The organism is Streptomyces sp. GQ60, from assembly GCF_059758875.1.
This window is the reverse complement of record NZ_JCAXEG010000006.1, coordinates 105746-132379: the sequence shown is the minus strand read 5'-3', so window position 1 is coordinate 132379 and position 26634 is coordinate 105746. Positions and strand designations below refer to the sequence as shown.

The following is a 26634-nucleotide window of genomic DNA, read 5'->3' as shown; positions in this document are numbered from 1 at the left end:
CCGCTCGCTGTGAGGTGAGCTGACATGGACTTCCAGCTGACGGTGAGGCGCTACGGGCCGACCGTGCACCTCACCCCGACCGGCGCACTCGACCTGCACACCGCAACCGCCCTCCACGAGGCGCAGACGGCCCTCGACGACGTCGGTGTGGTGGCCTGCGACATGCGGCTCCTGACGTTCATGGACGTCAGCGGCCTCCACGGTCTGATCGTCTTCGCCCACCGCCTGCAGGCCCGAGGAATCGTGTTCTTCGCCTACAACTGGCAGCCCGAGCCGCAGCGTCTCCTTGACCTCGTGGACGGCCTGGACCCGCGGATCGGCCGCTGGGAGAACCGCGTCGGTCCGACCGGGCCGCTGCGTCGTTCCCTGCGGGATTCCGTTGCGGCCGCCCATGCGGCTGGAGCGGCCCGGGCCAAGCAGGACGCGCTGCGCCGGGCCGTGTGCTGGTCGCGTTAAGACCCGAAAGAGACGGCCTAGGGGTGGGGCAGGGCGCCGGTGTCGTGCTCGGCGTGATCGCGGGCGCGTTGCGCGCGGTCCTGGAGGAGCCGGCGGAAGCCGGCGACGGCGTAGCGTTCCGCGGCAGCCGCCCCGGCTCCGGGGGTGCCGGCGACGGCGGCCATGAGCTGCTGGGGCTGGGGCTGCCAGCCGACGATGAGGGTCCGCAGGCCCAGACATTCGGCGCGCCGGTGGAGGTCCAGGACGTGGAGGAGCCCGTCGGTGTCCATGGCGGGCACCTGATGCATGTCGATCATGAGGACGCGGTCGCTGTTCTCGACGGAGTCCAAGGCCCGCTGGAGGACGGAGTCCGCGTTCTGGTCGAGGGTTCCGGTGATGCCGAGGAGGACCGAGGTGTCGTGGTACTGGAGGGTGGTGGTTGATCAATGCGGCTTCCTTCCCGTCACCGGCGGGCGCCGGTGCCCGCAAAGCCACCATCCTGGCGGTTCCGCCATGCTCGGGAGACCGGGACGCGCGGCGGCCGGTCCGAGCGCCGGCCGCTCGCAGGAGCCGGTTCGATGCCCTGCGGATGCGTTGTGCGGGGTCGGACGGGCAGGATCTGTTCAGGCGCCCACCTCCGGCGCCCCTTCGAAGGCGGTGATCCCCGTGACTGCTGGTGTGCCTGTTTCCCACGGCCGTGAGGCGCGCCCGGTTGACGGGCGGCTGCTCGCGGAGCCAGCCCTCGCGCAGGCAGTGGGCATGCTGATGGCGGCCATCCCGGGCCCGGCCCGCCTCGCCGGGCAGGTGTTGTCGGCGGCCGCGGCCCGCGCCGGGGTGAGCACCGGCGACCTGGCACGGGCCTTGGTCAGCACCCCGGCCGGCACTCCTCTACCGCCGGCCATCGACCGGGCCGTGCGCGATGCCGTACAGGCGGCACGTAAGACCGGCGCTCCTCCGGCGCCCCCGTGGCCGCGGCTGATGCCGAGCCGCACGGAGGTGGAACGGGCGCTCGGCCGGTTCACCGAGGCCAGGATCAGGCTGAACGCGGACCCGGCCGACCGGGCATCGCGGCAAGAAGTGGAGGACGCGGTCTTCACCCTGTGCGTGCTGTGATGGGACAGCCCTCCGCCTACGCGGCGGTGCGTGACGCCACCCAGTTCACCGCTGCCTGACCCGACGCCCGGCCGGACGCGCGCGGGCGGAGCGTGGATGGTGTGTGATCGGGGCGTCCCCGCGTCCCCGCGTCCCCGCGTCCCCGCGTCCCCGCGTCCGCCCGAGCGTCCGGTGCCGGCCGCCCGTCACCGCAGGCGGAGTTCGAAGCCGCTTCGGGGGAGCGTGGGCATCCGGGACAGCGGAATCCCGAGGTTCTGGTCGGGGACTTCGTAGTCGAGCAGCGCCAGTTCCGTCGCGATCGCCGCGAGTGCGGTGACGGTGATGTCCTCTCCGGGGCAGCGGTGGCCGCGCTCCGGGTCCCCGCCGCCTTGGGGGACGAGGTTGTCCAGCGGATCCTGCGGCCCTGCGGGGCCGGCGAACCGGCGCGGGTCGAACCGGTACGGGTCCTCCCACAGGGCCGGATCGTGGTTCTGGCCGTACAGGTCGAGCAGTACCAGGGCGTCCTTGGGAACGTGCTCCCCGTGCCAGGTCAGTTCCCGCGCGGCGAGGCCCGCCACGAAGGGGGCGAAGGGGTAGAAGCGCCGCACCTCGTGGGCGAACGCCTCGGCGTACGCGCCTGCGGTGTCGGCCCGCAAGAGGTCGCGGTGCTGGGGCCAGCGGTGCAGTGAGTGGGCGGCGAACGTCGCGAACCAGGCGATGGCGACCGTGGGCCGGATGATGTTGAGCAGCTCGACCGCGGCGGTACGCGGGTCCAGGAGGGTTCCGTCCAGTTCGCGGTGCCAGGCAACCGTGGCCAGGGCCGAGTCCTCGGCATCCGCCTCCGGGGTGGTGCGCACGTCGCTGATCAGGCCTGCGAGGGCGTCTTCCTGGCGGCGCCGTGCCCGGCGGGCGCGCAGGTGGCGGGGGCCGGGGGTGGCGAAACCGTCGACCATGGACGTGCAGTCGCGGGCCAGGTCGGCGGCCTGCGCGTCGGAGAGGGGGAGGCCGGCCCAGTCGCGGACGGCCAGGGCGAGGACCCGGGCGGACTCGTCGAAGAGCACCACGCGGTCCTGGCGCCGGTCGGCCATCGCTTCGCGCCACCGCCGGGTGACGTGCTTGCCCAGCGCGGCGACGCCGGCGCCGTCCTTGAGGAGGGCGATGAACATCGCTTTGCGCACCCGGTGCGCGTCTCCGTCGAGGGTGTGGACGGCGCCCTGGCCGAAGAGGGTGTCCAGGACCGGGTCGGGCAGGGCCGCGGTCCGTACGACGTGCTTCTCGTCATAGAAGAAGGCGACCGCGTCCGGGCCGCGCAGGGCGATGGCAGGCCGTCCCATCAGGCGGGTCCGGACCGTGCCGTCAAGGCTGCGGCGCATCAGGTTGGGCAGCCACGCGTACCCGTTCACCAGGAGTGCGAGCGTGCTGTCGTTCCACGGGGCTGCCTTGGCTTTTTGGGAGGAGGGCATGGAGCGCGCGTACCCGGCCTGGCACGAGGCACGCGTGCGACGGCCCGGTGTCACTCGTGCGTGGACGTAGGTGGCCGTATGCGTCACGCGCGCTGGGCGCGGTGCAGGAGGGCGTGCAGGCCGTGCGCGCGCAGGGCGGCCCGTGCGGCGTTCGCGCCGGGGGCGCCGTGTACGCCGCCTCCGGGGTGCGCGGCCGCGGATGCCAGGTAGAGGCCCTTGACCGGGGTCTCGGGGCGGCCGGTGCCCGGGGTGGGGCGGAAGATCGCCTGCTGGTGCAGGGCGGTGGTGCCGTTGTTGATGGCTCCGTTGTGCAGGTTCTCGTTCATGGCCTGCAGGCTGGTGGGGGCCAGGATCCGGCGGGCGCCGATCAGGGAGCGGAAGCCGGGCGCGAAGCGTTCGACCTGTGCTTCGATGCGGTCGGCCATGGCTTCCTGCTCGCGGGTGTCCCAGCGGCCGGTGATGCGGTCGGTGCCGGCGTCGGAGGTGATGTGCTGCGGGAGGTGGGTGTAGGCCCACGCCGACTCCGTCCCGGCCGGCGAGCGGGTGGGATCCGCCGTGGTCATCTGGCCGAACAGGGTGAACGGCTCGTCGGGGACCTGACCCGTGGCGATCTGTGCGGCGAACCGAGTCAGGCCGTCGACTCCGTCGGCCACGTGGACCGTGCCCGCTCCGGCGGCCTGCTGTGCCGTCCACGGCACCGGACCCGTCAGCGCCCAGTCGACCTTGAACGTCGCGAAGTCCCATTGGAAGCGTTCCAGGTCCCGCAGGAGGCGGGACGGGAGGTGCTCCTCGCCGACGAGGTCCCGGTACAGGGCCGGTGCCGACGTGTCGGCGAGCACGGCCCGCCGCGCGCTGACGGTTTCCCCGCCCCCGGTCCTGACCCCGACCGCCGCGCCCCCGCGTACGACGACGGACGCGACACGCTCCCCGCAGCGCAGGATGCCCCCGCGGTGCCGCAGGCGACTCACGAGGGCTGCGGTCAGGGCGCCGGACCCGCCGACGGGCACCGGGAAGCCGTGGCTCTGGCCGAGCATCGACATCAGCCAGCCGAATCCGCCGCTGCCGGCCGCCTCCGGGGCCAGGTCGGCGTGCAGGGCGTTGCCGGCCAGCAGGAGCCGGCCGCCCACGCCGGCGAATTCCTCCTCGCCCAGTCGGCGGACCGGCAGGGCCAGTTTCCGGGCCAGCCGCAGACCTCCGGAGGTGCGGAGCGCCGCGGCCAGCCGGAGCCCGGAGCGGACCGGGGGGAACGGCGTGAACAGGGCCTGCACGAGGTCCGGCCCCACCCGGGCCCACGTCCGGTACAAGTTCTCCCAGGCGTCGGCGTCGGCAGCCGCAAATCCGGCCAGGCCCACGCAGGTGTCCTCCACCCGGCGCTCCAGCACCGCGCACCGTCCGTCCAGCAGCGGATGGGCCAGCACGGACGGGGCACGGCTCCACCGCAGGCCCTCCGCGGCGAGGTCGAGGCGCGCGAGCACCGGGGAGGCGGCGGCCAGCGGATAGAAGGCGCTGAACACGTCCGAGACATAGTCCGGGTGCACCCGGCGGTCACTGCGTACGGCTCCGCCGGGCTCCTCCTGAGCCTCCAGGACCTCCACGCTCCACCCGGCGTCGAGCAGCACGTTCGCAGCCACCAACCCGTTGGGGCCGGCGCCGATCACCACGGCGTCAGGCACGGAACACCTCGCCGGGTTGCCGCTCCACGATGCCGGATCCTCTGGGCATGACGCGTCCTTTCGTCGATGCTGTGGTGTCCCGGTCATGGTGCGCGTACCCGATTCACCCCGCATCTCACCCGTGGGGCTGATCGATCCCGTCGGACGAGAGGCCGTCCTGCGGTGCGTCTGGCAGGCTCGAACCGGTCCGGCAGGGAAGCGGGTCACGGGACTTGGACACCCGGATGCGCCACCGTCTCGGAGGGAGACTTGTGCAGACGTTCCTTCCGTTTCCGTCGTTCGGCGCCTCGGCCGCCGCGCTGGACGTGCGCAGGCTCGGCAAGCAGCGTGTCGAGGCCGTGCAGGTCCTGCGGGGCCTGATCGTTCCCGGCTACGGCTGGCGCAGGCATCCCGCGGTACGGATGTGGGCGGGGTACGAGGAGGCCCTCGTACGGTACGGGCTGGACATCTGCGCGGTGTGGACGGCCGAGGGGCGCGCCGACAGCTGCGCCGGCACCTTGGTGGAGGACTTCGGGGCGTGGGAGGACGGGGGAGCCCCGCGGACGCAGGAGCAATTGGCCGCCGCCGGGGACCTGCCCCCGTGGCTGGGCAGACCGGACTTCCACCGAAGCCATCAGTCCGCGCTCGTCCGCAAGGACCCGGCCTTCTACCGGGAGCGCTTTCCGGGCGTACCGGACGACCTCCCTTACGTATGGCCCCAGTCCGACAGGGAGAGGAACGGGCCGCCGTGAGGAGTCGGCCGGCCTGTTCAGCGGCCGCTACCCGAACCCGGCTCCGCCATGCCGCGGTGAACCCCGGCCTTGACGCTGTCGGGCAGGACGCGGTTGGCCAAGCCGTGCGCCTTCGTCTTCCAGGATCCGGCGACGACCTTGTCCTTGCCGGCCATCATCGCGTCGTAGCCCTGGGCAGCCACCCGAGCCGGATCGTCCTTGTCCGACCGGCCGACCTTCGTGTCCAGCATGTCGGCCCGCTCGAAGAACTCGGTCTGCGTGGGGCCCGGCATCAGGGAGGTGACGGTGACCCCGGTGTCCTTCAGCTCGTTCTGCAAGGCCTGTGCGAAGGACTGGAGGAAGGACTTGCTCGCGTTGTACACGGCCTGGTAGGAGCCGGGCATGGTGGAGGCGATCGACGACGTGATCAGCATCCGTCCCTCGCCGTCTTCCACCATGCCCGGCAGGAGCCGTTTCGCCAGGTGGACCGTGGACGTGATGTTCAGGTCGATGATCTCGAGTTCGTCCGCCAGGTCCGTGTCCAGGAACGCGCCGCCTTGTCCGACGCCGGCGTTCAGCGCCGCGGCTGCTACGGGCCGTCGGGTGGCCGTGATCGCATCGTGGAGCTTTTCCACACCCTCGCGGGTGGTCAGATCGGCGCGTACGGCTTCCACGCGCGTGTCCCGGGTGGTCAGCGTCGCGGCGGCGGACGTGATGGCGGCGTCCTCCGCCGCGACGATCAGGTCGTAGCCGTGCTCGGAGAACTGCTTGGCCAGCTCGTAACCGATGCCGCTCGACGCACCGGTCACGACTGCCAACGGGTTGACGGTGTTCATGCCGGGCGCCTACCCGCCCTGGCCCGTCCAACCGTGCGTCCTCCCGGCCGAGCGGCCGGGCATCGGACGACATCGCGAAGATCGCCCGCACGCCGAATGCGGTGGCCTGTTCGGGGAAGCCGCAGGGCGTCCACGGAAGCGGCCGGTACGGGCGCCGCGATTCCCGGAGGGCGATTCCCGGAGGTACGCGATGTCGATGTCCAGTACGGCCTTCACCTCGGACGCGCTCCCTCGGGCCTGGTCGCCCTGCCGAGTGTCTACCGTCCCCAGGCGGACACTTGTCTCCTCGCCGAGGCCCTGGCCCATGAGGAGCTCGACTCCCGCAAGAGCGTTCTCGAAATCGGCACCGGAACGGGAGCACTGGCTCTGCACGCTGCTCGCCGGGGTGCCGCGGTGACGGCGGTGGACGTCTCCTGGCCGGCCGTCGCGTCGGCGCGCGTCAACGCCGTGCTCCAGCGGCTCCCCCTCCGGATCCTGCACGGTGACTTCGCGGCCCGCACGACCGGCCGCTGCTTCGACCTGGTCGTGGCGAATCCGCCGTGCGTACCTGCTCCGGGAGTCCGGCCGCCTTCGCGGGGACCGCAGCGAGCTTGGGACGCGGGTCCGGACGGACGTCTGATGATCGACCGGATCTGCGCGCGGGCCTCGGCCCTGTTGCGTCCCGGGGGAGTCCTGCTGATGGTGCATTCCGGCATGTGCGGGGCCGAGGCCACCGTGGACAAGCCGGCCGGGGCAGGGCTGTCCACGCGGATCACGGCGAAGGCCGCCGTCCCCTGGGGGCCGGTCCTGCGCTCGCGCCGGGGATGGCTGGAACGGCAGGGCCTGGCGGGCGAGGCCGAGGAGTGGGAAGAGCTGGTGGTCATCCGTGCTGGGAAGTCCTGACGGCAACTTGTGCGCTCCGCGTCCGCGGCTCGGGCCGCGACGATGAGCAGCCGTGCTCGACGTGCTTCGCAGTACGGATGTGGAGGCCCACGGAGCGCGGTGGGCGGCAGCTCGCTTCGCGGAGCGGTTCCTCACCCGTCTGGAGGACGGCTGAAGCTCGGGCCGCCTCCCTCTGCGGCCGCCTGCGAGAGGCCCGTCGGGGCTTCCCGAGCCCGCGCCTCCAGGTGCGAGTCCCCCCGGGTGCTGAACAGACTGGAATCCGGCCCGCACACGACTGGTGGCCCCTCACCGCCACCACCTGCAGCGAAGGAGCCCCCCGTGATCGAACGGCAGCCGCCGCATGCTCGGCCCGCTCGCGAGATCAGGGTCGCGTCCGTACCCGCCGGACACGTCTACGTGCGGCACTGCTCCGCACCGCAGCCCGACGGCGTACGCCGACTGCGGGACCCCCGCCCGAACGGAGCGCCCAGTACCTCGCAGCGCTGGTGGCCGCCGGTCATGCTGGACCCGGAGTGGGTGAACGCCCACCACGACGACTTCGACGTCTACCACCTGCATTTCGGCTTCGATGCCCAGAGCCCGGCCCAGCTCTCCGAACTCGCGGACGCCCTCCATCGGCACGGGAAACCCCTGGTCTACACGGTGCACGACCTTCGCAACCCTCATCAGCCGGACCCGGCCACGCACGATGCCGCCCTCGACGTGATCGTTCCCGCCGCCGACCGGCTGGTCACCCTGACCCCCGGCGCGGCCCAGACCATTCGCAGCCGCTGGGGCCGGACGGCGACCGTACTGCCCCACCCCCACGTGGTCGAGCTGCCACGCCTCGCCCGGCCCCGCCCGCCGCGCGAGCGGTTCCGGGTCGGCGTGCACGCCAAGAGCCTGCGCCCGTTCGCAGCCGTCGGCGAAGCGGGCTTCACGGTGCCGGAACGCCTCTGGACGCGTCCCTCCGTCGAGATCGCCCGACTCACGTCCGGCCGCACGGATGCCCCCGCGCTCGGGCTCATCCCGGCCGAGGCCAGTGCGGACCTGCTGTTCAGACTCGTACCGGACCAGCGGGCCGACCAGGTCGCCAACCAGCTGCGTGCCTGGCTGGACAGCCACCGCCGACGGGGTTACACGTACGACCTGGAAGTCGCCTCGACCATCTCCGACCCCTATCGGACGCCCCCCGACCATCCCGCGCTGGCGGTGCTCACGCGCGCGGTCAGCCGTGCCTACGATGCTCCGGCCCGGCACATCGGCAACGGCGGAGCCACCCCCGCCGCACAGCTCGCCCGCGCCTGCAGCGCGCCCGTGGTCTTCTTCGGGACGGGACTCCCCGGGGACCGCTGGCACGGGCCCGACGAAAGGGCGGAGGTCCGAGCGCTGAGCCTCGGTGTCCGCACGCTGGCCGGGTTCCTCCAAGAGCTGGCGTCGGAAACGCAACAAGGAGCAGCACGAGCTGACGGGTGTCCTCTCGGGCCGGAGCGGACTGTACGTCCGCTCCACGGGTCCGAGAACGGTCGCGGCCCCGACAACGAACCCCTCGCGCGGGACGTCGAGCCCGTGGGATGGATCGATCGGAAAGTGATCGACGAAGCGGAGGAGGTCCGGCAGCAGCAGGGCTCGTGGGGAACGCTCAACCGCAGATGACCCCGTGGCGGAGGGGGGGGCGGCTCACAAGGGTCCGCCCCCGCCCGCTGGTGGGGGATCAGCGGTGCGAGAGCCAGCCCGCGGCCGGCAGCAGCCTGCTGTCGTAGCCGAACAGGGCCTGGTTCTCCCAGCCGTTGCCGGAGGCGGGATCGGTCGGGTCCCACCCGTTGCCGGCCACGGCCGTCCAGGCCGGCTCCCAGTAGACGACACCGAGACCACGGCCGTTCGGCACCGCCTCGACGACGTTCATCACGTCCCGCAGCCAGGCGGACTGCCCGGCCGCGCTCGCCGGATAGCCGGTGACCAGCTCGGCCGTGGTGTCGATGATGTTCTCGTGGGCGTCCTCACTGTCCAGCCGGAAGGGATAGGCGGTCTCGACGACCAGCACCTTCTTGCCGTAACGCGCCGATACGTCGTCCAGGTTGGCCTGGAGCGAGGACAGGGCGCCGTGCCAGTACCCGTAGAAGGACAGTGCGATCACGTCGTAACTCACGCCGTGCGCGGCCGCGTTGTCGAACCACCAGCGGTACAGGGAGTTGTCCCCGCCGTGCGCGAGATGGAGCGCGACCTGAGTGGAGGAGGAGACCGCCTTGGCCGCCGAGGCGCCTGACTTCAACAGCCCGGCGAGCTGCGCCCAGTTGTCGGTCGACCCCTCGGGCCAGAGCATGCCGGTGTTGGTCTCGTTGCCGATCTGCACCATGTCGGCGGTGGTGCCCTGCGCCTTGAGGGCGTTCAGCACGTCGTACGTGTGCTGGTAGACGTCCGTCGTGAGCTGGGAGTACGAGTGCCCGGACCAGGCGGCGGGCTTGGTTTGCACGCCGGGGTCGGCCCAGATGTCGGAGTAGTGGAAGTCGACGAGGAGCTTCATGCCCTGGGCCTTGATCCGCTTGGCCGTCGCGAGGACACGGGCCTTGTCGTTGTAGCCGTCGGCCGGGTCGACCCACACCTTGAGCCGGCCGTAGTTGGCGCCGGCGGACCTCAGGATTGTCAGGGCGTCACCGGCGACGCCGCCGCTCGTGCGGTAGACGCCGCCGAGGTCCTCGCTCTTCTTCAGTGAGGAGACGTCGACTCCCTTGACCGCGAGTCCGGTTGATCCGCCGGTGAAGGTCAGATCGTCGACGTTGAGCCAGTTGCCGGCCTTCGCGTCCGAGTTCACGCTGACCGTGCACTGGCCGCCGGTCACCGTCACCGAGGTCACGAGTCGTATCCAGGCCCCGTTGGATGTGGGCGGCAGATCGGTGCGCTGCTCGGCGGACCCGCAGTTGCGCAGGGCGATGTAGGCGGAGTTCTGGCCCCCGCCGGAGCGGACCCAGGCACTGAGCGTGTAACTGCCTGCGGCCAGTCCGGACAGGTACTGGTAGGTCTCCACCTTGTACGCGGACGAGGACCAGTGGGTGAGCCGGTATCCGCCGCTGTGGCCGCCGGGCTCGGTGAAGGAGGCGGCCGTCTGTCCGGTCGCCGAGTACGCGGTCCACCCGGCCGGAGCGGCCGTGCCGGCGCCGTCGGCCTCGAAACCGGTATTGGCCAGGGTGGTTGCCGCCTGCGCCGGGTGCGCGGGCAGCGGGATCAGGAGCAGGGCGCCGAGCGCGGAGACGGCGGCGGTTCGCAGCCACGCACCTCTGAGCAGGTTCAGCCCTCTCAGCAGGTTCCGCGGGGGTGTGCTTCGTACAGGGTGCATCGTCGATGTCCCTTCGACGGGCGGCGGATGGGATGGGTGGTGCGGGTGTGGCCCGGGGGCGGCCGCCGGGCCGCCCCCGGGGGTTCATGGGGACGCCGTCAGGCGTCCAGCCGCACGACCCGGACCGCACCGGCCGGGACGGCGAGCTTCCCGTGTACCGGCGCACCGCCGAGGAGCTCGGTTCCGGAACCCTCCAGCGGTACCTCGGCCTCCTGACCGGAGTGGTTGAGGGCGAAGAGGTAGCGGCCGCCGTCCCCGGAACGCAGTACGACCTCCACGTCACGGGGAAGCGCGTCGCGCGCGCCGATTCCCGCGTCCTCGCAGGCGGCGGCGGCGATCGTGTCCAGCGCGGCCGCGTCGAGCCGGGTGGATACGTACCAGGCGGTGCCCCGGCCCAGCCGGTGGCGGGTGACGGCCGGCCCGCCGGCAGCCGGTCCGTCGGTGTAGGTCCACACCGTTTCGGCCCCGCGGGGCACGACGAACTCGGTCCACACGTCGGCGGTGAGCGAGGCGCCGCCCGGCCCGCCGATCCGTACGGTCTGGTCGTCGAGCAGCGGCGACCACTCCTCGACGGTCAGCCCGAGGACCTCGCGCAGCGCGCCCGGGTAGGGCCCGGGGTGCACGGCGTCGTGCTCGTCGACGATCCCGGAGAAGTACGAGACGACGAGCGTGCCGCCGGCCTCGACGTACGCGCGCAGGTTCCGCCCGGCGGCCTCGGTGGCGAGGTAGAGCGCGGGGACGACCACCAGCGGGTAGGCCGACAGATCGCTCTCGGGGTGGGCGAAGTCGACCGTGAGGTGGCGGTCGTACAGCGTCTCGTAGAAGCTGTCGGCACGCTCGCGGGCCTCGTGGGCCTCGCTCGGGCGCCACTCCAGGCTCTGCGCCCACCAGGAGTGCCAGTCCCACACCATGGCGACGTCCGCAACCGTGCGGGTGCCGCGTACGGAGGCCAGCGAGTCGACGTCGGCGCCCAGGCGGACCACCTCGCGCCAGACACGGGTGTCGGTGCCCCCGTGCGGAAGCATCGAGGAGTGGAACTTCTCGGCGCCGCGCCGGGACTGGCGCCACTGGAAGAACATCGCGCCCTCCGAACCCCGGGCGACGTGGGCGAGCGCGTTGCGGGCCATCTCGCCTGGGCGCTTGGCCGGGTTGCGCGACTGCCAGTTCACTCCGGACGTGGAGTGCTCGAGCAGCAGCCAGGGCGCCCCGCCCGCGACCGAGCGGGTGAGGTCGGCGGCCATGGCCAGATTCACGTGGGTGCGCCGGCCGTCGGTGATCAGGTAGTGGTCGTTGGTGACGAGGTCGACCTCGCGGCCCCAGGCCCAGTAGTCGATCGAGTCGCACTGGCTGAGCGCGGTCATGAAGTTGGTGGTGACGGGGGTGCCGGGCGAGAGCCGGTGCAGGATGTCCCGCTCCATCCGGAAGTTCTCGCGCAGGGTGGCGTCGGTGAAGCGGCGGTAGTCGAGCTGCTGCGCGGGGTTGGCGACGGTGGGCGTGGCGCGCGGCGGGTCGATCTGCTCGTACGCGGTGTAGCGCTGGCCCCAGAACGCGGTGCCCCAGGCCTCGTTGACCGCATCGAGGGATCCGTGCGCGCCCTCGAGCCAGCGGCGGAAATGAGCGGCGCAGCCGTGGCAGTAGCAGGCGCTGACGGGGACCCCGTACTCGTTGTGCACGTGCCAGAGCGCGAGCGCGGGGTGGCTGCCGTAGCGGCCGGCGAGCTCGGTGGTGATGCCGGCGGCGGCCTCGCGGTAGGCGGGTGAGCTGTGGCAGATCGCGCCGCGCGACCCGAAGGAGTACCGCACGCCCTCGCGGCTGACCGGCAGCGCCTCGGGGTGGGCGCGGTAGAACCAGGCGGGAGGCGCCACGGTGGGCGTGGCCAGATCGACCCGGATGCCGTGTTCGTGCAGCAGGTCGAGGAGCCGGTCGAGCCAGCCGAAGTCGTACCGGCCGGGCTCGGGCTCCAGCAGGGCCCAGGAGAAGATCCCGACGCTCACCAGGGTGACGCCGGCCTCGCGCATCAGCCGGACGTCCTCCTTCCAGACGCTTTCCGGCCACTGCTCGGGGTTGTAGTCCCCGCCGAAGGCGAGCCGGTGCAGGCCTTTCGGAGTGGTCTGCGGCATGGGTCTCTCCTGGGTGTTCGAGCTGAAAGTTCCACCGGACTGGGAACGTTCACACATCCGGTCTCAATGCGGCAACGCAAGATAACCGCACTCGATCAACCATTGACAAGTGTCCGGGACGTTTCTCTACTGTGAACGCTCACAGACGCATGGTCAGCCTCCCCTTCCGAGGGTGAGGCCCTTTCGGTCAGGGAGAAGTACCCCATGCCCCACACGACGTACCGCGGAGTTTCGGCCGCCCTCGCCGTCCTCCTCGGCGCCACCGTACTCACCGCCTGCGGATCCTCCGGCTCCGACTCCGGCTCCGGCTCGGCCGGCAAGGACGGTGCCGCGGACGGGTCCGGCCCGGTCGCGCTCACCTACTGGGCCTGGGCGCCCAACATGGACAAGGTGGCCGCGCTCTGGAACCAGAAGCACCCGGAGGTCCAGGTCACCGTCCAGAAGCAGGCTTCCGGCGACGACCTGGTCACCAAGATCATCACCGCGGCCAAGGCGCACCAGGCTCCCGACCTGGTCCAGGCGGAGTACCAGGCGCTGCCGACCCTCGTCAGCAACGACGCCCTCGCCGACATATCCAAGGAGGTCGCCGGAGCCAAGGAGGCCTTCGCCCCCGGTCTCTGGCAGCAGACCACGCTCGGCGGCGACGCCGTGTACGCCGTACCCCAGGACTCCGGGCCGCTCATGTTCTTCTACCGGACCGACCTGTTCCAGGAGTACGGCCTGACGGTGCCCACCACCTGGGAGGAGTTCGCCACCACCGCCAGGGCCCTCAAGGCCAAGGCCCCCGACAAGGCACTGACCACCTTCTCCTCCAACGACTCCGGGCTCTTCGCCGGTCTCGCCCAGCAGGCCGGCGCCCAGTGGTGGACCACCGAGGGCAAGAAGTGGAAGGTCGGCATCGACGACGCGGCCACCAAGAAGGTCGCCGACTTCTGGGGCGGCCTCGTCGCGGACGGTGCCGTGGACAACCAGCCGATGTACACCCCCGCCTGGAACAAGGCCCTGAACACCGGCACACAGATCGGCTGGGTCAGCGCCGTGTGGGCCCCGGGCGTCCTGACCACCGCCGCGCCCGACACCAAGGGCAAGTGGGCCATGGCCCCGCTGCCCCAGTGGGACACCTCCAAGCCCGCCACCGGCAGCTGGGGCGGATCCACCACGGCCGTCACCACCGACTCGCGGCACAAGGCCGCCGCGGCGAAGTTCGCGACCTGGCTGAACACCGACCCGGAGGCGCTGGCCGCGCTGGTCAAGGAGAGCGGCATCTACCCGGCGGCCACCGCCGCCCAGACCGGAGGGGCGCTCGCCCAGGCCCCGGAGTTCTTCGCCGGCCAGAGCGACTTCTACACGAAGGCCGCGGAGATCGCGAAGACCACCGCCCCCGCGGCCTGGGGCCCCAACGTGAACGTGGCCTACACCTCCTTCAAGGACGAGTTCGGCAAGGCCGCCAAGGCCAAGTCGGGCTTCGGCGCGGCCCTGACCGCCATGCAGGGCGCCACCGTCGCCGACCTGAAGAAGCAGGGCTTCGAGGTCGCCCAGTGACGCAGCCCACCACGGGCGTGCGCCGGTCGTACGGGGTCAAGGCGGCCCCGTACGGCTTCCTCCTTCCGGCAGCCCTCCTCTTCGCCCTCTTCTTCGCGCTGCCCATCGGCTACGCGATCCGGCTCAGCTTCCACAAGATCGAGGTCAAGGGCCTCGGTCTCGGCAAGGGAGCCCGGAGCGAGGTCTGGGCCGGCCTGGAGAACTACACCGCGGCCCTGACCGACGCCGAACTCGGCCACAGCGCCCTGCGGATCCTCGGCTACGGCGCGATCGTCGTCCCCCTCATGCTGGGCCTGGCCCTGCTGTTCGCGCTGCTGCTGGACTCCGAGCGGGTCCGGGCCCGCTCCTTCTCCCGGCTCGCGATCTTCCTGCCCTACGCGGTCCCCGGGGTCATCGCCGCCCTGATGTGGGGGTTCCTGTACCTGCCGGACGTCAGCCCCTTCTTTTACGTGCTCGACGCCGTCGGCCTGCCGCAGCCGGACCTGATGGACGGGGGACCGCTGTACCTGGCGATGTCGAACATCGCCGTCTGGGGCGGCACCGGATTCAACATGATCGTGATCTACACCGCGCTGCGGTCCCTTCCCGCGGAGGTGTACGAGGCGGCCAAGCTCGACGGCTGCTCGGAACTCCAGACCGCCCTGCGCATCAAGATCCCGATGGTGGCCCCCTCACTGGTGCTGACCTTCTTCTTCTCGATCATCGCCACGCTCCAGGTCTTCAACGAGCCGACCACGCTCAGGCCGCTCACCAACGGCATCCCCACCACCTGGAGCCCCCTGATGAAGGTCTACAACGACGCCTTCACCGGCGGGAACATCCACGCGGCGTCGGCCACCGCCGTGGTCCTCGCCGCCGCGACCTTCCTGCTGTCCTTCGGCCTGCTCAAGGCCTCCAACCGCCGTACGAAGCAAGGAGCAACCCGATGACCGGGCTCGCCTCCCCGGCGCGCACGCGCAAAGCGGCCCCAGCTGCCGCCACCACCCCGGGCACCTCCCAAGGGCCGCCGCGCCCGCCCCGCACCGCCCTGCTGCCGACGGCGGCCCTGGCCCTCGGCGCGCTCTACTGCCTGCTGCCCATCGCCTGGGTCCTGGTGGCCTCCACCAAGTCGGGCGCGGACCTCTTCGCCACGTTCACCTTCCTGCCCGGCGACTCCCTGGGAGCCAACGTCGCGGACCTGAACGCGTACCGCGACGGCCTCTACTGGCGGTGGATGGGCAACTCCGTCTTCTACGCCGGGCTGGGCGCCGTCCTGTCCACGACGGTGTCGGCGCTCGCCGGCTACGGCCTCGCCGTCTACCGCTTCCGCGGCCGCGAGACGTTCTTCAACCTGATCCTGACGGGCGTTCTGATGCCCCCGGTGATCCTCGCGATTCCCCAGTACCTGCTGATGGCCGAGGCCGGCCTGACGGACACGTACCTCTCCGTCCTGCTGCCGCTGGTCCTCTCGCCGTACGGCGTCTACCTCGGCCGGATCTACGCCGAGGCCGCCATCCCGATGGAACTCGTGGAGGCGGGCCGGATGGACGGCGCGAGCGAATGGCGGATCTTCCTGAGGATCGCGGTCCCGATGATGTCCCCTGGTCTGGTCACGATCTTCCTCTTCCAGTTCGTGGCCATCTGGAACAACTTCCTGCTGCCGTTCATCATGCTGGGCGACGACGAGAAGTTCCCCGTGACCGTCGGCCTGTTCACCCTGCTGAAGCAGGGCGCGGGGCAGCCGGCCCTCTACACGCTGGTGATCAGCGGCGCGCTCCTCGCGATCGTCCCGCTCATCGCCCTCTTCCTGCTCATCCAGCGGTTCTGGAGCCTCGACCTGCTCTCCGGCGCCGTAAAGTCCTGACACACCGGGGATCGAGGGGAATCACAGCATGAGCACAGCAGCGAACAGGCGTCGCCCGACGACGATCCACGACGTGGCACGCGAGGCCGGAGTCTCGCGCGGTACCGTCTCCCGCGTCCTCAACGGCGGGCACTACGTGAGCCCCGCCGCGAAGGCGGCCGTGGACGCCGCGATCCGCAGAACGGGCTACGTCGTCAACCGGCACGCCCGCTCGCTGATCACCGGCAAGTCCGGTTCCGTGGCCTTCCTGCTGACCGAGCCGCAGGAGCGCTTCTTCGAAGACCCCAATTTCAATGTGCTGTTGCGGGCCTGCACCCAGGCGCTCGCCGCCCAGGACATCCCGCTGCTGCTGATGATCGCGGGCACCGAGGACGAGCGCCGGCGCAACCTCCGGTACATCGAGGCCGGCCACGTCGACGGCGTCCTCCTGGTCTCCAGTCACGCCGGCGACCCCGTCGTCGCCCACCTGCACCAGGCCGGCGTCCCCGTCGTCGCCTGCGGCAAGGTCCTCGGCCAGACCGCCAAGATCGGCTACGTCGCCGCCGACGACCGCGACGGCGCCCGCGACATGGTGCGCCACCTGTACGAGACGGGCCGCCGCCGGATCGCCACCGTCACCGGCCCGCGCGATACCCCCGGCGGTGTGGAACGCCTCGCGGGCTACCGGGAGACACTGGCCGAGTACGGCCTGCCCGTCGACGACGCGCTGATCGTCACCGGCGACTACAGCCGTGCGAGCGGCGAGGAGGCGGCGCGCCTGCTCCTGGAACGCTCCCCGGACCTCGACGCCGTCTTCGTGGCCTCGGACCTGATGGCCCAGGGCGTCCTCGACACCCTGGCCCGGGCCGGCCGCCGCGTGCCCGAGGACATCGCCGTGGGAGGCTTCGACGACTCCCCGGCGGCGGTTTCCTCCCGGCCCCCGCTCACGACGATCCGCCAGCCGTGGGACCGGATCAGCACCGAAATGGTACGGATGCTCCTCGCCCGCATAGCGGGAGAGGAGCCGGCCGCGGTCATCCTGCCCACGGAGCTCGTACGCCGCGAATCGGCATAGCCCCTGCCGGCTGCCGTCCGCCGTCTGCGTGGGCCGTCAGTTCATGGTGGAGCCGATCGTCGTGGAACCGGTCGTCAGGAACGTGGTCGCCGGGAGCGAGCCGTCCGCCTTCCTGGCGCCGTACGCGCTGGTGGCGTCCCTGCTGACAAAGGCCGGGGTCGCGATTCCGGGGTCCCAGTTGTTGGCCGCCGAGACGACCGAGGAGCCCCGACGGGCGAGCCCCGAGCCGTTGTCCACGGCCAGGTTCCGGGCCAGCCGGGCCGCGCCGGTCGCGAAGTAGTGGCCCCACTTCCCGTTGGCGTAGGCGGTCGTACGGTTGAGGATGATGGCGCCCTTGTTGCTGTTCTCGGTGAACCCGTTGCCGGCGTTGTCCCAGGCCGCCGAGTTGTTGACGACATGGGCGACCACCTCGCCGTCGCCGCCCAGCTTGTAGCCGTTGCCGTCCCCCGCGAAGCCGGAGTCCGACCAGCGGTTCTTGCCGTTCCCGAACGCCCAGGTGTGTTCGATGGTCACCGGGCTGGACCAGGACCACAGGTCGATGCCGTCGTCGGAGTTGTTGAAGAGCCGCGCCCCGGTGATCAGGTTGCCGGTGCCCGAACCGAACTTGACGGCCACTCCGTCGGCGTTCTCACCGTGGCTGGCCGCGTCGTAATGGCCGTAGGAGTCCAGGTTCCTGACGGTGTTGTTGTTCGTGTCGTTGCCGGTGAGCGTGAAGCCGGAGTCGCCGCCGTTGATCGTCCTGATGCCCAGCCACTCGGTTCCGGCGCAGGAGGTGCAGACGACGGCGCTGTCGGGGGAGTTCTGGAAGGTGATGCCGGAGACGGTCCAGTAGTCGGCGGTCAGTTTGAAGATCCAGGACCCGGCGGGCAGGTTCGAACCGTCGATCTTCACCGTCTCGGATCCGTAGGGCTGGAGCCGGATGCGGCTGCTCGCGGTGCCGTTGGCGGTGGACTGGAGTACGGCGGTGGGGTAGTAGGTGCCGCCGCGGACCTGGATGACCGTGCCGGGTGTCGCGTTCTTGATCGCGCTCGCCAGTTCGGCCGAGGTGGCCACGACGACGCTGGCGGCATGGGCGGGCGCGGCCAGCACGCCGAGGCCGGCGGTGGTGGTGAGCAGGGCCACGGCGAGGAGAGCGCTGCGCAAGGTTGCGTTACGAGACATGACGTGCGGGTCCTCTCGTAGGTCAGGAACAGGCGGGCACGGGACGCCAGTCGGCGAGGTAGTGGTCCCGGGAAGCGAACTCGGCTGCCGACGGGGTGAGTTGGGGGCGGTTCTGCGGGATCGGGATCGCCGCGCCCGGACCGGTGTTGCGGTGTTCCGCGAAGCGCTGGGCCTGCCACGGATGGGCGTCGCGCATGTTCGCGTACGGCGTGGGGGCGTCGATGCCCGGACCGAGCACGCTGTCGCGGACGACGAGGGACGGCCAGGCGGTCGGGTCCGAGCCGGGAACCCAGGGGCGGGCCAGCTTGTAGAAGCCCTCCGGCGCCTCGCTGGTCACCCGGCAGCGGTCGGCCAGGAGGCCGTACGGGTTGCCGCGGGCGGTGGAGGGGGCGAAGACGAAGCCGTGGGGGGCGCCCGCCAGATCGGCGCGCAGCAGCGTACGGAAGTGGCAGTGCTCGAACACCGCGCGGGCCCTGCCGAAGACGAAGTCGACGTCGCCCTCGACGTAACAGTGCGCGAAGTACTGGCGGGCGACGGCCGCCAAGGTCATCGAGTCGGTGTAGAGGGTGTCCTGATGCCCGAGGAACCGGCAGTGGAAGAAGGCGGACCGGTCGCCCTGGACCTTGATCGCGACTGCCTGCGTGCCGGCGTTCCCGGGCAGGTCGGTGCGCAGGAAATCGTTCGCGAAGGTGATCCACTGTGCGGTGAACCCGTCCGCCTGGACGGTCGTGGTCGCGGAGCCGGTCGTACCGTACGTGCCGCCGTCGGGCCGGACGGTACCGGCCGCGTTGTCGTACACGACGACGACGTCGCGCGGGTTCCCGCTCGCGCCGATCCAGGTCATGGCGGTGCGGCCCGGGCTGACGGCGACCGTCTCCCGGTACGTGCCCGGTGCGAGGACCACGGTCCAGCCGGGGCCGTCCGCCGCGTCCACCGCGGCCCGGACGGTGGTGTGGTCCCCGAGGCCACCGGGGTGGACGTACAGGGTGCGCTCGGTGAGCCGGGCGCCGGGCGAACCGAACCGGCCGAACGGGCCGGCCGCCACGACGCCGAGGGCGGCGGCGGGACCGGCGGCCAGGGCGAGCGCGAACGCCGCTCCGGCGCTGGCCCCGGCGGTGAGCAGGGATCGGCGGCCGAGGACGGTGCGTGGGTGGTGCGAGGGCATGGAGAAGCTCCTTCGCTGCGAATAGGGGGAGTGAGCGGCGGCCGGAAGGTCAGCGCAGCCGGCCCGCGCCCGCGCGGTGGCCGACGATGCCGGGCACGGCCTGCGGCACGTCGACCCGGGTGCGCAGGGACGGCGTCCAGCCCGCGTCGGCGCGCAGGATCTCGCCGGGGAACTGGGCGTTGTGGACCGCGAGGAGGTCGAGCGGCGCACCGTTGACGAGGTTGCCCGCAGTGGTGACCGGGGCGTCCTTCCACTTCTTGAGGATCTTTCCGGCCTGGATGCCCCCGGCGAGCGTGAAGGCGTTCTTCTCCGCGACGAGCTGGGACTCGATTCCGATGCCCAGACTGTAGGAGTAGTCCGAACCGGGCACCACGAAGTGGTTGTTGTACGCGTCGACCTTGCCGAAGCGGACCCGCGGCGCCCGCTCCACCACGTTCTTGAAGAGATTGTGGTGGAGGGTGGTGCGCAGCTTGCCGCGGTCGGTGGCGCCCGCGCTGTCGCTGTTGCCGATCATCAGGGTCTTGTCGTGGTCGGCGAAGACGTTCCAGGAGACGGTGACCAGGTCGGCGCCGCGCACGATGTCCAGCTCGCCGTCGTGCTGCTGGTAGGGCACTCCGTAGTACGAGGGCAGGGAACTGTCCGGGTGGGCCCCGTCGGTGAACGTGTTGTGGTCGATCCACACATGGGTGGAGCCGTACACGACCACGCTGTCGTACTCGGAGTTCCACGCCCCCGTCGGCCCGTCCGTCGGATCCCACTGCGGGAAGCAGTCGAGCGGGCTCTCCACGGTCAGGTTGCGCACGATGACGTTGTCGGCGCCCTGGATCTGGAGGCTGCCGCCGGTGATGCCGGCGTTCCTGCCGACGCCGACGATCGTCGTGTTGGCGGGGACGTACGCCTTGATGGCCTTGCCCTGTGCCTTGGCGGAGGCGGCGCGCAGATCTTCCTGCTCCCCGCTGACCTCGGTGTCGTGTCCCCAGACCGCGGGGTCGTAGGCGGCGAGGTACGCCCCGAAGTCGTACCCGGGGGCCTCGAAGGCCGCGCAGCCGGCGGCCGTGGCGTTCAGCGTGCCCACGACCTTGACGATCCGCGGCTCGGTGCCCGCGACCGCGAGCGCCGTACGGAGCTCCTCCCAGGTGGTGACGGTGAAGACGCGGGAGGCAGTCGCGGCGGCGCCGCCGCTGGTTCCCGTACCGTCCGAGGCCCAGCCGTCACCGGTCGGCAGAACCTGCCGGGCCGGGTCGGGCGCGGCCGGACCGGCGTGCGCGGCGGAGGTGGAACCGGTGGCGCCAAGGACGAGAGCGGCGGCGCCCACCGCCCATACCCGTGTGTGTCGCATGTTCAGCTCTCCTCGGAATCGGGCCAGGTGATCCATTGCGCGGGGACTTCCTCGTCGAGGCGGCGGGTGTCGCCCGGTGCGAGGGCGAGGGTGTCCAGGAGTCCGGTGGCGACCAGCCGGGCCACGGCGATCGCCCCCGGCGGGTTGAAGTGGGTGTTGTCCTGCTCGGTCGCCGTCCAGTTGAAGTACGTCTTCGTGGCCTCCGGGCCGAGCGTCTGCCAGAGCGCCAGGGACAGTTCTTGGACGTCGAGGAGGGCTACGCCCTCCTCCCTGGCCACCTGCCGCGTCGCGGCCGGATACTCCCCGTGGGTGCGCAGGGCGGTGCCGTCGGCATCGAACCTGCGGCGCTCGACGGAGGTGGCGAGGACCGGGAGGGCTCCGCAGGCGCGCGCGCCGTCGAAGAACCGGCCCAGGTTTTCCTGATAGGTGGTCCAGGGCTCCGTGTAGCGCGTGGGGTCCGCGGCCTTCTGATCGTTGTGGCCGAACTGGATCAGCAGGAGGTCCCCGGGCCGGATCACGTCCAGGATCGCGGTCAGCCGGCCCTCGTCGATGAAGCTCTTGGTGCTGCGGCCGTTGACCGCGTGGTTGGCGACCGTCACGTGCCTGTGCAGGAAGAAGGGCAGTGCCATGCCCCACCCGGTCTCCGGGGCGGCATCGGCGTACTTCTGCGCTGCCGTGGAGTCGCCCGCGACGTAGAGGGTCCGCACGCGCCCGTCTCCCCGGGGAACGGCCCCGGCGGGGCCCGCGGCCAGGGCGAGCGCGAGCCCGGCCCCGGCCGTGACCGCCCGGCGGCGGGTGAGGGTCACTTGTTCTGCGTCTTCCACTCGGCCTGCGCCGTGTTCAGCTGCTCGGCGAGGCTGTCGAGGAACTCCTTCGACGTGGACTTGCCGAGCAGGACCTTCTGGAAGGCGGGCTCGTTGTCGGCCTTGGAGATGGTGTTCCAGTCGGGCAGGTAGTACGGCAGCTGCACGATCGTGGCCTTGCCGCTGAAGAGGGCCTCGGCGGCGAGCTTGGTCGGCTCGGCCTTCTGGATCCAGGGGTCCCGGGCCGCCTCGATGTTGGCCGGGATCGCGCCCGCCGACTCGTTCCACTTGCTGTTGGAGGCGTGCGAGGCGGCGAACTCGATGAACTTCCAGGCCGCCGCCTTGTTCTTGCTCGACGAGAACAGGGCGAGACCGTCGACCGGGTGGGAGACCTGCACGCGGGTGCCGTCGTCGGTGGTCGGGTTGGGGACGCCGCGGAACTTCTCCGTACCGAGTGCCTTCACGTGGTCCTTGTACGAGCCCAGGTTGTGGCTCACCATGCCGATCTCGCCGCTGTCCCACTGGGCGACCATCTTGGTGAAGTCGTTGTTGACGTCGGCCGCCGGGGTGTTGTTCTTGAACAGCCCGACGTACTTCTCCAACGCGGCCACGTTCTTGGGGTCGTTGACCGTGGTCTTGTCACCGTTCCAGAAGTCGGTGACCCCGCTCTGGCCGTACATGGCGTCCAGCGCCTGGGCGATGGAGCCCGCGCCGCCGCGGATGGTGTAGCCGAACTTGTTCTCCTCCTTCCGGGTCAGCTTCTCGGCCGCCGCGTAGAACGCGGACCAGGTGTCGGGCGCCTGCAGGCCGGCCGCCGCGAACAGGTCGGTGCGGTAGTAGAGGACACCGTTGCTGGCGGAGGTGGGCACGGTGAAGAGCTGGTCCTTGCCGCCCGCCGACTTCACGCTCTCGACCATGCCCACGTTGAGCTTGCCCTTGAGCGCGCTGGAGTCGACGCGGGCGTCGAGCGGCTCCAGGGCGTTCTGCACGGCGATCCCGGCGAGCATCGCCGCTCCGACGCCGCCGACATCGGGCAGGCCGCCGCCCTGGATGGCCGTGTCGTACTTGGACTGCACCTCCGTGGAGGCGATCCCGACGTAGTTCACCTTGATCTCGGGGTTCTGCTTCTCGAAGTCCTGGATGATCGCCTTCCAGACGTCGGTGCGGACACCGCCGTTGTTGTCCCAGAAGGTGATCTGTCCCTTGCCCGGGCCCTCGCCGCCCTTGTCGCCCGCGGCTCCGCTGCCGTCGTCTCCGCAGGCGGTGATGGTCAGGGCGAGCACGGTGGTCATGGCGAGGGCGCAGACGGCTCTGCGCCGCCCGTGACGGAAACTGGTCATCGTCGGCTCTCTTCTCTCAGGATCTGTCGGGAATCTGCTGGGAATCTGCTGGGGTGCTGGGGTGCTGGGGGAACAGGGGAGCACTCGGTGCGGGAGCCCGTGGGGGGAGTGCGGTCAGGGGTGACGTGCCGCGACGGCTTCGCGCACCAGCGCCGCGGCCTCGGCCCGCCCCGGACGGCCGTCGGCCACCACGGTGACCACCCGCCGTACGACGCTCGCTCCGGCCGGGACGGTCAGGCGCCGGTCAGCGGCGAGGGAGGAGCCCACGCCCGGATACTCGGCGGCGCGCACGAACCACGGATCGCGCCGGGTCTCCTCGGTCGCGCCGGCGAAGAGCAGCGTCCAGCCCCGGCCGGCCAGCGCCACCCAGTCGGCACGGGAGCCGTGCACGGCCTCCTCGCCCTCGGCGTCCGCACTGAAGACGACCGGGGGCGCCGCCTCCTTGGGGGCGCGCCAGAAGAAGCCGCCGTAGGCCGCGCCGGGGCGTCCGTTGGTGGCCGGGCTGCCGATGGACAGGTCCCGGCCCGACACCTCGGTGAGCGTGAAGCCGAGGTCCAGGGCCCAGGCCGAGTCGCTCAGCGCCGCCGTCACCACGGTCCGGCGCTCGCGCAGCAGCACCCGGTCCCCGGCCGTCCAGCTCAGTTCCTCCACGAACCCGTTCTCGTCGAGGCGGCTGAAGCCGTCGTGCCGCTGCACGCCGTGGTTGTCGAGCGCGGTCGGCCCCCGGTCGCGCACGAAGGTGCGCCCGCCCCAGAAGTTGTGGCCCCCCACATCGGGCACGGCCACGCCCGCGCCCAGGTGGTGCGGGTGGTCCCCGGGCATCAGCTCGGTGACGGGGACCCCCGCCAGGGTGGTGACCGGATGCAGGCAGGGCCGGGGCGAGCGGTCCCGCGCGGGGTCCGCGTCGCCGGCCGTGTAGCGCGCCACCGGACGGCCCGCGCAGCGCAGGGCGAACGACGCGTTCACCGGGTCCGCGCCGTGGTCGCGGCCCAGGGGGCGCCCAGTTCCGAGTAGAGGCCGAGCGCGTGGGCGCTCCTGTCGACGAGCGCGTCGATCCCGTGGACGACCCGGCGCGGCGCGCTCGGTCCCGGCTCGGTCCGCCAGTACGCGTCCGGCAGTGCCACGGGGTCGGGCGCCAGCCGGACCGCCTCGACGACCCGCATGAACGCGCCGGTCTCCTCGGGCGGTACGCGCAGTGCCTCGCCGCCGGTCACGTGGCCGACGAGGTTCTCCAGGAGATCGGTGCGGCCGTGGACGGTCTCCTCCGGGCCGTGCCCGGCCCGCTGGAGCAGCACCCGGTCCTGCCGGTACCAGAAGGTGATGCGCCCCCGGCTGCCGTGGACCACCACGTACGGATCCGAGCCCGTCTCGGCGCACAGGGTCACCGCGACCGTGAGCCGGAGGCCGGACGGGGTCACGACGCGGACGCAGGAGGTGTCGTCGGCCTCGATGGCGTTGGCGCGCAGGAGCTCGGTCTCGACGGACCCGATGTCCTCGGCCCGAGTGCTGCCGGCTACGGCCAGCGTGGTGGCGACGGCGTGGGCCAGCGGGTTGGTCAGGGCCCCGTCGACGACGTCCGCACCGTCCAGGCGCCGGCGGCCGGCCCATGGCGCGCGCCGGAAGTACCCCTCGTCGCGGATCCACGCGCCGGCCGCGCCGACGCCGAGGAGTTCGCCGATCTCGCCCGCCCCGATGAGCTCCCTGATGGCCGGCACCGCGTGCGAGCCGAGGGACTGGAAGCCGATCTGGCAGGCCACGCCGGCCGCCGCCACCGCGTCCGCGATCCGGCGGAACTCCGCGTACGAGGGTGCCGGGGGCTTCTCCAGGAGGAGGTGCGCGCCGTGGCGGGCGGCGGTCAGGGCCAGCTCGGTGTGCGTCTGGATCGGCGTGGAGAGCACGGCGATCCGGGCCCCCGTGGAGGCCATCAGCGCGTCGAAGTCGGGGGACTGCTCCGGGGTCCCGAACCCGTCCAGCTCATCGGCGTCGAGCGGGCGCAGCTCGCAGACGCCGGCGAGGCGGACCAGGCCGAGGTGTTCGAGGCGGCGGATGTTGAGCAGGTGGGAGCGGCCGTGGCCGCGGGCGCCCGCCAGGACCACGGGCAGGGGAGCGGGCGCGGCGGCGTTGCTCATCCCTTCACCGCCCCTGCGCTGAAGCCGGTGACCAGCCACTTCTGGATGAACGCGAACACGATCACGACGGGCACCGCCGCGATCACGCCGCCCGCGGCGAGGGCGCCCAGGTCGACGCTGTCCGCGCCCATGAGGGTGTTGAGGCCGACCGGGATGGTCTGCTTGTCCTGGCTGCTGAGGAACATCAGCGCGAAGAGGAAGTGGTTCCAGGCGTGGACGAAGGCGAAGGAGCCGACGGCGACCAGACCGGGCCGCAGCAGCGGCAGGACGACGACACGGAACGCGCTGAAGCGGTTGCAGCCGTCCACCCAGGCGGCCTCCTCCAGCGAGTACGGCACGTTCTTGATGAAGCCGCTGATGAGGATCATGGACAGGGGGAGCTGGAAGACCGTCTCCGCGATGATGACGCTGCCCAGCGAGTTGATCATCCGCAGACTGGCGAAGGTCTGGAACAGCGGTACGAGCAGCAGCGCGCCCGGGACGAACTGCGAGCACAGCAGGGCCAGCATGAAGCCCCGCTTGATCCTGAAGTCGAAACGGGCCAGGGCGTAGCCGCCGGCGAGCGCGATCACCGTGGTCATCACCAGGGTCGCGAGGCCGATGAGCAGACTGTTCTGGAAGAAGGTGGCGAAGCCCCGCTCGGTCCACACCTTCTCGAAGTGCTCGGTGGTCATGGGCCACGGCACGAGGGAGGTGGAGCCCGCCGGCCGCAGGGCGAAGAGCAGGATCCAGTAGAAGGGGATCAGGGTGAAGAGAAGATAGATGCCGAGCGGCAGGTAGATCTGCCACCGGGGGACCTCGTCCCAAGCACGTCGCCGTCTCACTTGCTGTCGCCTCCGAACTTGCTCAGGCGCAGATAGACCATCGAGCAGAAGAGAAGAATCACGAACGCCACCGTCGTGAGCGCGGAGGCGTATCCGAAGTTGTGCGCGTCGACACTGGTGTTGGCGACGTAGAGCGGCAGTGTGGTCGTCTCGCCCGCCGGGCCGCCGCCGGTGAGGGTGTAGAGCAGGTCCACGTTGTTGAACTCCCACACCGCCCGCAGCAGGGTGGACAGGACGATCGCGTCCCTGAGGTGCGGCAGCGTGATGTGGAGGAACTGGCGCAGCCGGCCTGCCCCGTCGACCTCGGCGGCCTCGTACAGGTCCTTCGGTACGGACTGGAGGTCGGCGAGGATGAGGATCGCGAAGAAGGGGACACCGCGCCACAGATCGGCGACGACCACCGCGGAGAAGACCGTGGAGGTGTCGGACAGCCAGGAGGTGCCGTACTCGCCGATTCCCACGTCCGCGAGGTAACGGGTGATGCCGGTCTGGGAGTTGTAGAGCAGCACCCAGATGGCTGACGTCAGCACTCCGGAGACCGCCCACGGGGAGAACACCAGCGCCCGGCCCAGGGCGCGGCCCGCGAACGTCTGGTTGACGATGAGCGCCAGGGCCAGGCCGAACAGGAGCTGCAGGCTCACCTCGACGGCGACCCACTTCGCGCTGAAGGTCAGCGTGCCCCAGAAGTGCGGATCGTCGGTGAAGATGCGCACGAAGTTGTCGAAGCCGGCGAAGCCGTTGCGCCAGGGCTTGGTGGGGTTGTAGTCCTGGAGGCTGTAGTAGAAGACGCTGAGCACGGGATAGGCGATGAATCCCAGCATCAGCAGCCCGGCGGGGGCGATCAGCAGGTACGGCAGTCGGCGGGGGGTGGCTCCCGTACGGCGGGTCACAGCTGAGGCCATGACGGTGG

General features: G+C 71.3%; 23 protein-coding genes and 1 pseudogene. 9 read left to right on the top strand and 15 right to left on the bottom strand.

Translation table 11 applies throughout. The features are described 5' to 3' along the window. The first annotated feature begins 24 nt into the window (after positions 1-24). Positions 25-456: an STAS domain-containing protein gene (locus AC6CKD_RS17050; protein WP_498328272.1), complete on the top strand. Its 432-nt coding sequence runs from the start codon at positions 25-27 to the stop codon at positions 454-456. A gap of 17 nt (positions 457-473) precedes the next feature. Here the strand turns inward: AC6CKD_RS17050 and AC6CKD_RS17045 are convergent. Further along, positions 474-845, bottom strand: a pseudogene (locus tag AC6CKD_RS17045) (STAS domain-containing protein); the annotation flags it as partial. Positions 846-1113: 268 nt separating this feature from the next. Here AC6CKD_RS17045 and AC6CKD_RS17040 point away from each other — a divergent pair. Next, positions 1114-1548 (top strand): DUF5133 domain-containing protein, encoded by a 435-nt coding sequence (locus AC6CKD_RS17040; protein ID WP_498328271.1) that lies wholly within the window; start codon positions 1114-1116, stop codon positions 1546-1548. A gap of 185 nt (positions 1549-1733) precedes the next feature. On the opposite strand, the gene AC6CKD_RS17035 is transcribed toward AC6CKD_RS17040, so the two are convergent. Together AC6CKD_RS17035 and AC6CKD_RS17030 are read right to left on the bottom strand one after the other, a co-directional pair. After that, positions 1734-2990: a cytochrome P450 gene (locus AC6CKD_RS17035; RefSeq protein WP_498328269.1), complete on the bottom strand. Its 1257-nt coding sequence runs from the start codon at positions 2988-2990 to the stop codon at positions 1734-1736. 83 nt (positions 2991-3073) lie between these two features. Then, positions 3074-4663, bottom strand: coding sequence for a phytoene desaturase family protein (locus AC6CKD_RS17030; protein WP_498328268.1), 1590 nt, complete (start codon positions 4661-4663; stop codon positions 3074-3076). A gap of 251 nt (positions 4664-4914) precedes the next feature. On the opposite strand from AC6CKD_RS17030, the gene AC6CKD_RS17025 reads away from it, so the two are divergent. Beyond that, complete coding sequence (locus tag AC6CKD_RS17025) at positions 4915-5394, top strand: MSMEG_6728 family protein (RefSeq protein WP_498328267.1); 480 nt, start codon at positions 4915-4917, stop codon at positions 5392-5394. 17 nt (positions 5395-5411) lie between these two features. Here the strand turns inward: AC6CKD_RS17025 and AC6CKD_RS17020 are convergent, their stop codons facing one another. After that, a complete protein-coding gene (locus AC6CKD_RS17020; protein WP_498328266.1) occupies positions 5412-6209 on the bottom strand; it encodes an SDR family NAD(P)-dependent oxidoreductase in 798 nt (265 codons plus the stop codon). A 237-nt stretch (positions 6210-6446) separates the two neighbouring features. Between AC6CKD_RS17020 and AC6CKD_RS17015 the strand changes: the two genes are divergently transcribed. Further along, entirely contained in the window at positions 6447-7091 is a 645-nt protein-coding gene (locus AC6CKD_RS17015; RefSeq protein WP_498328602.1) for a HemK2/MTQ2 family protein methyltransferase, read from the top strand. Positions 7092-7409: 318 nt separating this feature from the next. Further along, complete coding sequence (locus AC6CKD_RS17010; RefSeq protein ID WP_498328265.1) at positions 7410-8726, top strand: DUF6098 family protein; 1317 nt, start codon at positions 7410-7412, stop codon at positions 8724-8726. A gap of 58 nt (positions 8727-8784) precedes the next feature. Here AC6CKD_RS17010 and AC6CKD_RS17005 read toward each other — a convergent pair whose 3' ends face one another. Further along, entirely contained in the window at positions 8785-10404 is a 1620-nt protein-coding gene (locus tag AC6CKD_RS17005; protein ID WP_498328264.1) for a glycoside hydrolase family 53 protein, read from the bottom strand. A gap of 98 nt (positions 10405-10502) precedes the next feature. After that, positions 10503-12524 (bottom strand): beta-galactosidase, encoded by a 2022-nt coding sequence (locus tag AC6CKD_RS17000; RefSeq protein WP_498328262.1) that lies wholly within the window; start codon positions 12522-12524, stop codon positions 10503-10505. Between the two features lie 204 nt (positions 12525-12728). Here AC6CKD_RS17000 and AC6CKD_RS16995 point away from each other — a divergent pair, with 204 nt between their 5' ends. Genes AC6CKD_RS16995 through AC6CKD_RS16980 form a run of 4 tightly spaced genes read left to right on the top strand, consistent with a single transcriptional unit; the run spans position 12729 to position 16963 of the window. After that, entirely contained in the window at positions 12729-14066 is a 1338-nt protein-coding gene (locus AC6CKD_RS16995; protein ID WP_498328261.1) for an ABC transporter substrate-binding protein, read from the top strand. Continuing rightward, positions 14063-14995: a carbohydrate ABC transporter permease gene (locus tag AC6CKD_RS16990; protein WP_498328259.1), complete on the top strand. Its 933-nt coding sequence runs from the start codon at positions 14063-14065 to the stop codon at positions 14993-14995. The genes AC6CKD_RS16995 and AC6CKD_RS16990 overlap by 4 nt, the downstream gene beginning before the upstream one ends. After that, positions 14992-15909, top strand: coding sequence for a carbohydrate ABC transporter permease (locus tag AC6CKD_RS16985; protein ID WP_498328257.1), 918 nt, complete (start codon positions 14992-14994; stop codon positions 15907-15909). The genes AC6CKD_RS16990 and AC6CKD_RS16985 overlap by 4 nt, the downstream gene beginning before the upstream one ends. Before the next feature lie 28 nt (positions 15910-15937). After that, positions 15938-16963, top strand: coding sequence for a LacI family DNA-binding transcriptional regulator (locus AC6CKD_RS16980; RefSeq protein WP_498328256.1), 1026 nt, complete (start codon positions 15938-15940; stop codon positions 16961-16963). Positions 16964-16999: 36 nt separating this feature from the next. Here the strand turns inward: AC6CKD_RS16980 and AC6CKD_RS16975 are convergent, their stop codons facing one another. The 9 genes from AC6CKD_RS16975 to AC6CKD_RS16935 all read right to left on the bottom strand — a co-directional run bounded on the left by AC6CKD_RS16975 (position 17000) and on the right by AC6CKD_RS16935 (position 26626). Beyond that, entirely contained in the window at positions 17000-18124 is a 1125-nt protein-coding gene (locus AC6CKD_RS16975) for a right-handed parallel beta-helix repeat-containing protein (protein WP_498328254.1), read from the bottom strand. 22 nt (positions 18125-18146) lie between these two features. Continuing rightward, positions 18147-19289 (bottom strand): pectinesterase family protein, encoded by a 1143-nt coding sequence (locus AC6CKD_RS16970; protein WP_498328253.1) that lies wholly within the window; start codon positions 19287-19289, stop codon positions 18147-18149. A 49-nt stretch (positions 19290-19338) separates the two neighbouring features. After that, the gene (locus tag AC6CKD_RS16965; RefSeq protein WP_498328252.1) at positions 19339-20628 is read right to left on the bottom strand and encodes a pectate lyase family protein; all 1290 of its coding nucleotides are present in this window, start codon (positions 20626-20628) and stop codon (positions 19339-19341) included. Positions 20629-20630: 2 nt separating this feature from the next. Beyond that, a complete protein-coding gene (locus AC6CKD_RS16960; protein WP_498328251.1) occupies positions 20631-21434 on the bottom strand; it encodes a rhamnogalacturonan acetylesterase in 804 nt (267 codons plus the stop codon). Continuing rightward, positions 21431-22771 carry an ABC transporter substrate-binding protein gene (locus tag AC6CKD_RS16955; protein WP_498328249.1) on the bottom strand — a complete coding sequence of 447 codons (1341 nt, stop codon included), beginning with the start codon at positions 22769-22771 and terminating at the stop codon, positions 21431-21433. Before AC6CKD_RS16955 ends, AC6CKD_RS16960 begins: the two co-directional genes overlap by 4 nt. A gap of 114 nt (positions 22772-22885) precedes the next feature. Next, entirely contained in the window at positions 22886-23737 is an 852-nt protein-coding gene (locus tag AC6CKD_RS16950) for a DUF6807 domain-containing protein (RefSeq protein ID WP_498328248.1), read from the bottom strand. Further along, the gene (locus AC6CKD_RS16945) at positions 23734-24900 is read right to left on the bottom strand and encodes a Gfo/Idh/MocA family protein (RefSeq protein ID WP_498328246.1); all 1167 of its coding nucleotides are present in this window, start codon (positions 24898-24900) and stop codon (positions 23734-23736) included. The genes AC6CKD_RS16950 and AC6CKD_RS16945 overlap by 4 nt, the downstream gene beginning before the upstream one ends. Further along, complete coding sequence (locus AC6CKD_RS16940) at positions 24897-25772, bottom strand: carbohydrate ABC transporter permease (protein WP_498328601.1); 876 nt, start codon at positions 25770-25772, stop codon at positions 24897-24899. The genes AC6CKD_RS16945 and AC6CKD_RS16940 overlap by 4 nt, the downstream gene beginning before the upstream one ends. Continuing rightward, complete coding sequence (locus tag AC6CKD_RS16935; protein WP_498328245.1) at positions 25721-26626, bottom strand: carbohydrate ABC transporter permease; 906 nt, start codon at positions 26624-26626, stop codon at positions 25721-25723. The genes AC6CKD_RS16940 and AC6CKD_RS16935 overlap by 52 nt, the downstream gene beginning before the upstream one ends. Between the last annotated feature and the right edge of the window lie 8 nt (positions 26627-26634).

Excerpts from the sequence above, each read along its gene's own strand:
- AC6CKD_RS16965 (WP_498328252.1), bottom strand. The coding sequence starts at position 20,628 with ATGCGACACACACGGGTATGGGCGGTGGGCGCCGCCGCTCTCGTCCTT.
- AC6CKD_RS17020 (WP_498328266.1), bottom strand. The coding sequence starts at position 6,209 with ATGAACACCGTCAACCCGTTGGCAGTCGTGACCGGTGCGTCGAGCGGC.
- AC6CKD_RS16980 (WP_498328256.1), top strand. The coding sequence starts at position 15,938 with ATGAGCACAGCAGCGAACAGGCGTCGCCCGACGACGATCCACGACGTG.
- AC6CKD_RS16985 (WP_498328257.1), top strand. The coding sequence starts at position 14,992 with ATGACCGGGCTCGCCTCCCCGGCGCGCACGCGCAAAGCGGCCCCAGCT.
- AC6CKD_RS16935 (WP_498328245.1), bottom strand. The coding sequence starts at position 26,626 with ATGGCCTCAGCTGTGACCCGCCGTACGGGAGCCACCCCCCGCCGACTG.
- AC6CKD_RS16995 (WP_498328261.1), top strand. The coding sequence starts at position 12,729 with ATGCCCCACACGACGTACCGCGGAGTTTCGGCCGCCCTCGCCGTCCTC.
- AC6CKD_RS17050 (WP_498328272.1), top strand. The coding sequence starts at position 25 with ATGGACTTCCAGCTGACGGTGAGGCGCTACGGGCCGACCGTGCACCTC.
- AC6CKD_RS16955 (WP_498328249.1), bottom strand. The coding sequence starts at position 22,771 with ATGACCAGTTTCCGTCACGGGCGGCGCAGAGCCGTCTGCGCCCTCGCC.
- AC6CKD_RS16975 (WP_498328254.1), bottom strand. The coding sequence starts at position 18,124 with ATGTCTCGTAACGCAACCTTGCGCAGCGCTCTCCTCGCCGTGGCCCTG.
- AC6CKD_RS16945 (WP_498328246.1), bottom strand. The coding sequence starts at position 24,900 with ATGAGCAACGCCGCCGCGCCCGCTCCCCTGCCCGTGGTCCTGGCGGGC.
- AC6CKD_RS17005 (WP_498328264.1), bottom strand. The coding sequence starts at position 10,404 with ATGCACCCTGTACGAAGCACACCCCCGCGGAACCTGCTGAGAGGGCTG.
- AC6CKD_RS17000 (WP_498328262.1), bottom strand. The coding sequence starts at position 12,524 with ATGCCGCAGACCACTCCGAAAGGCCTGCACCGGCTCGCCTTCGGCGGG.
- AC6CKD_RS17035 (WP_498328269.1), bottom strand. The coding sequence starts at position 2,990 with ATGCCCTCCTCCCAAAAAGCCAAGGCAGCCCCGTGGAACGACAGCACG.
- AC6CKD_RS16970 (WP_498328253.1), bottom strand. The coding sequence starts at position 19,289 with ATGCCCTCGCACCACCCACGCACCGTCCTCGGCCGCCGATCCCTGCTC.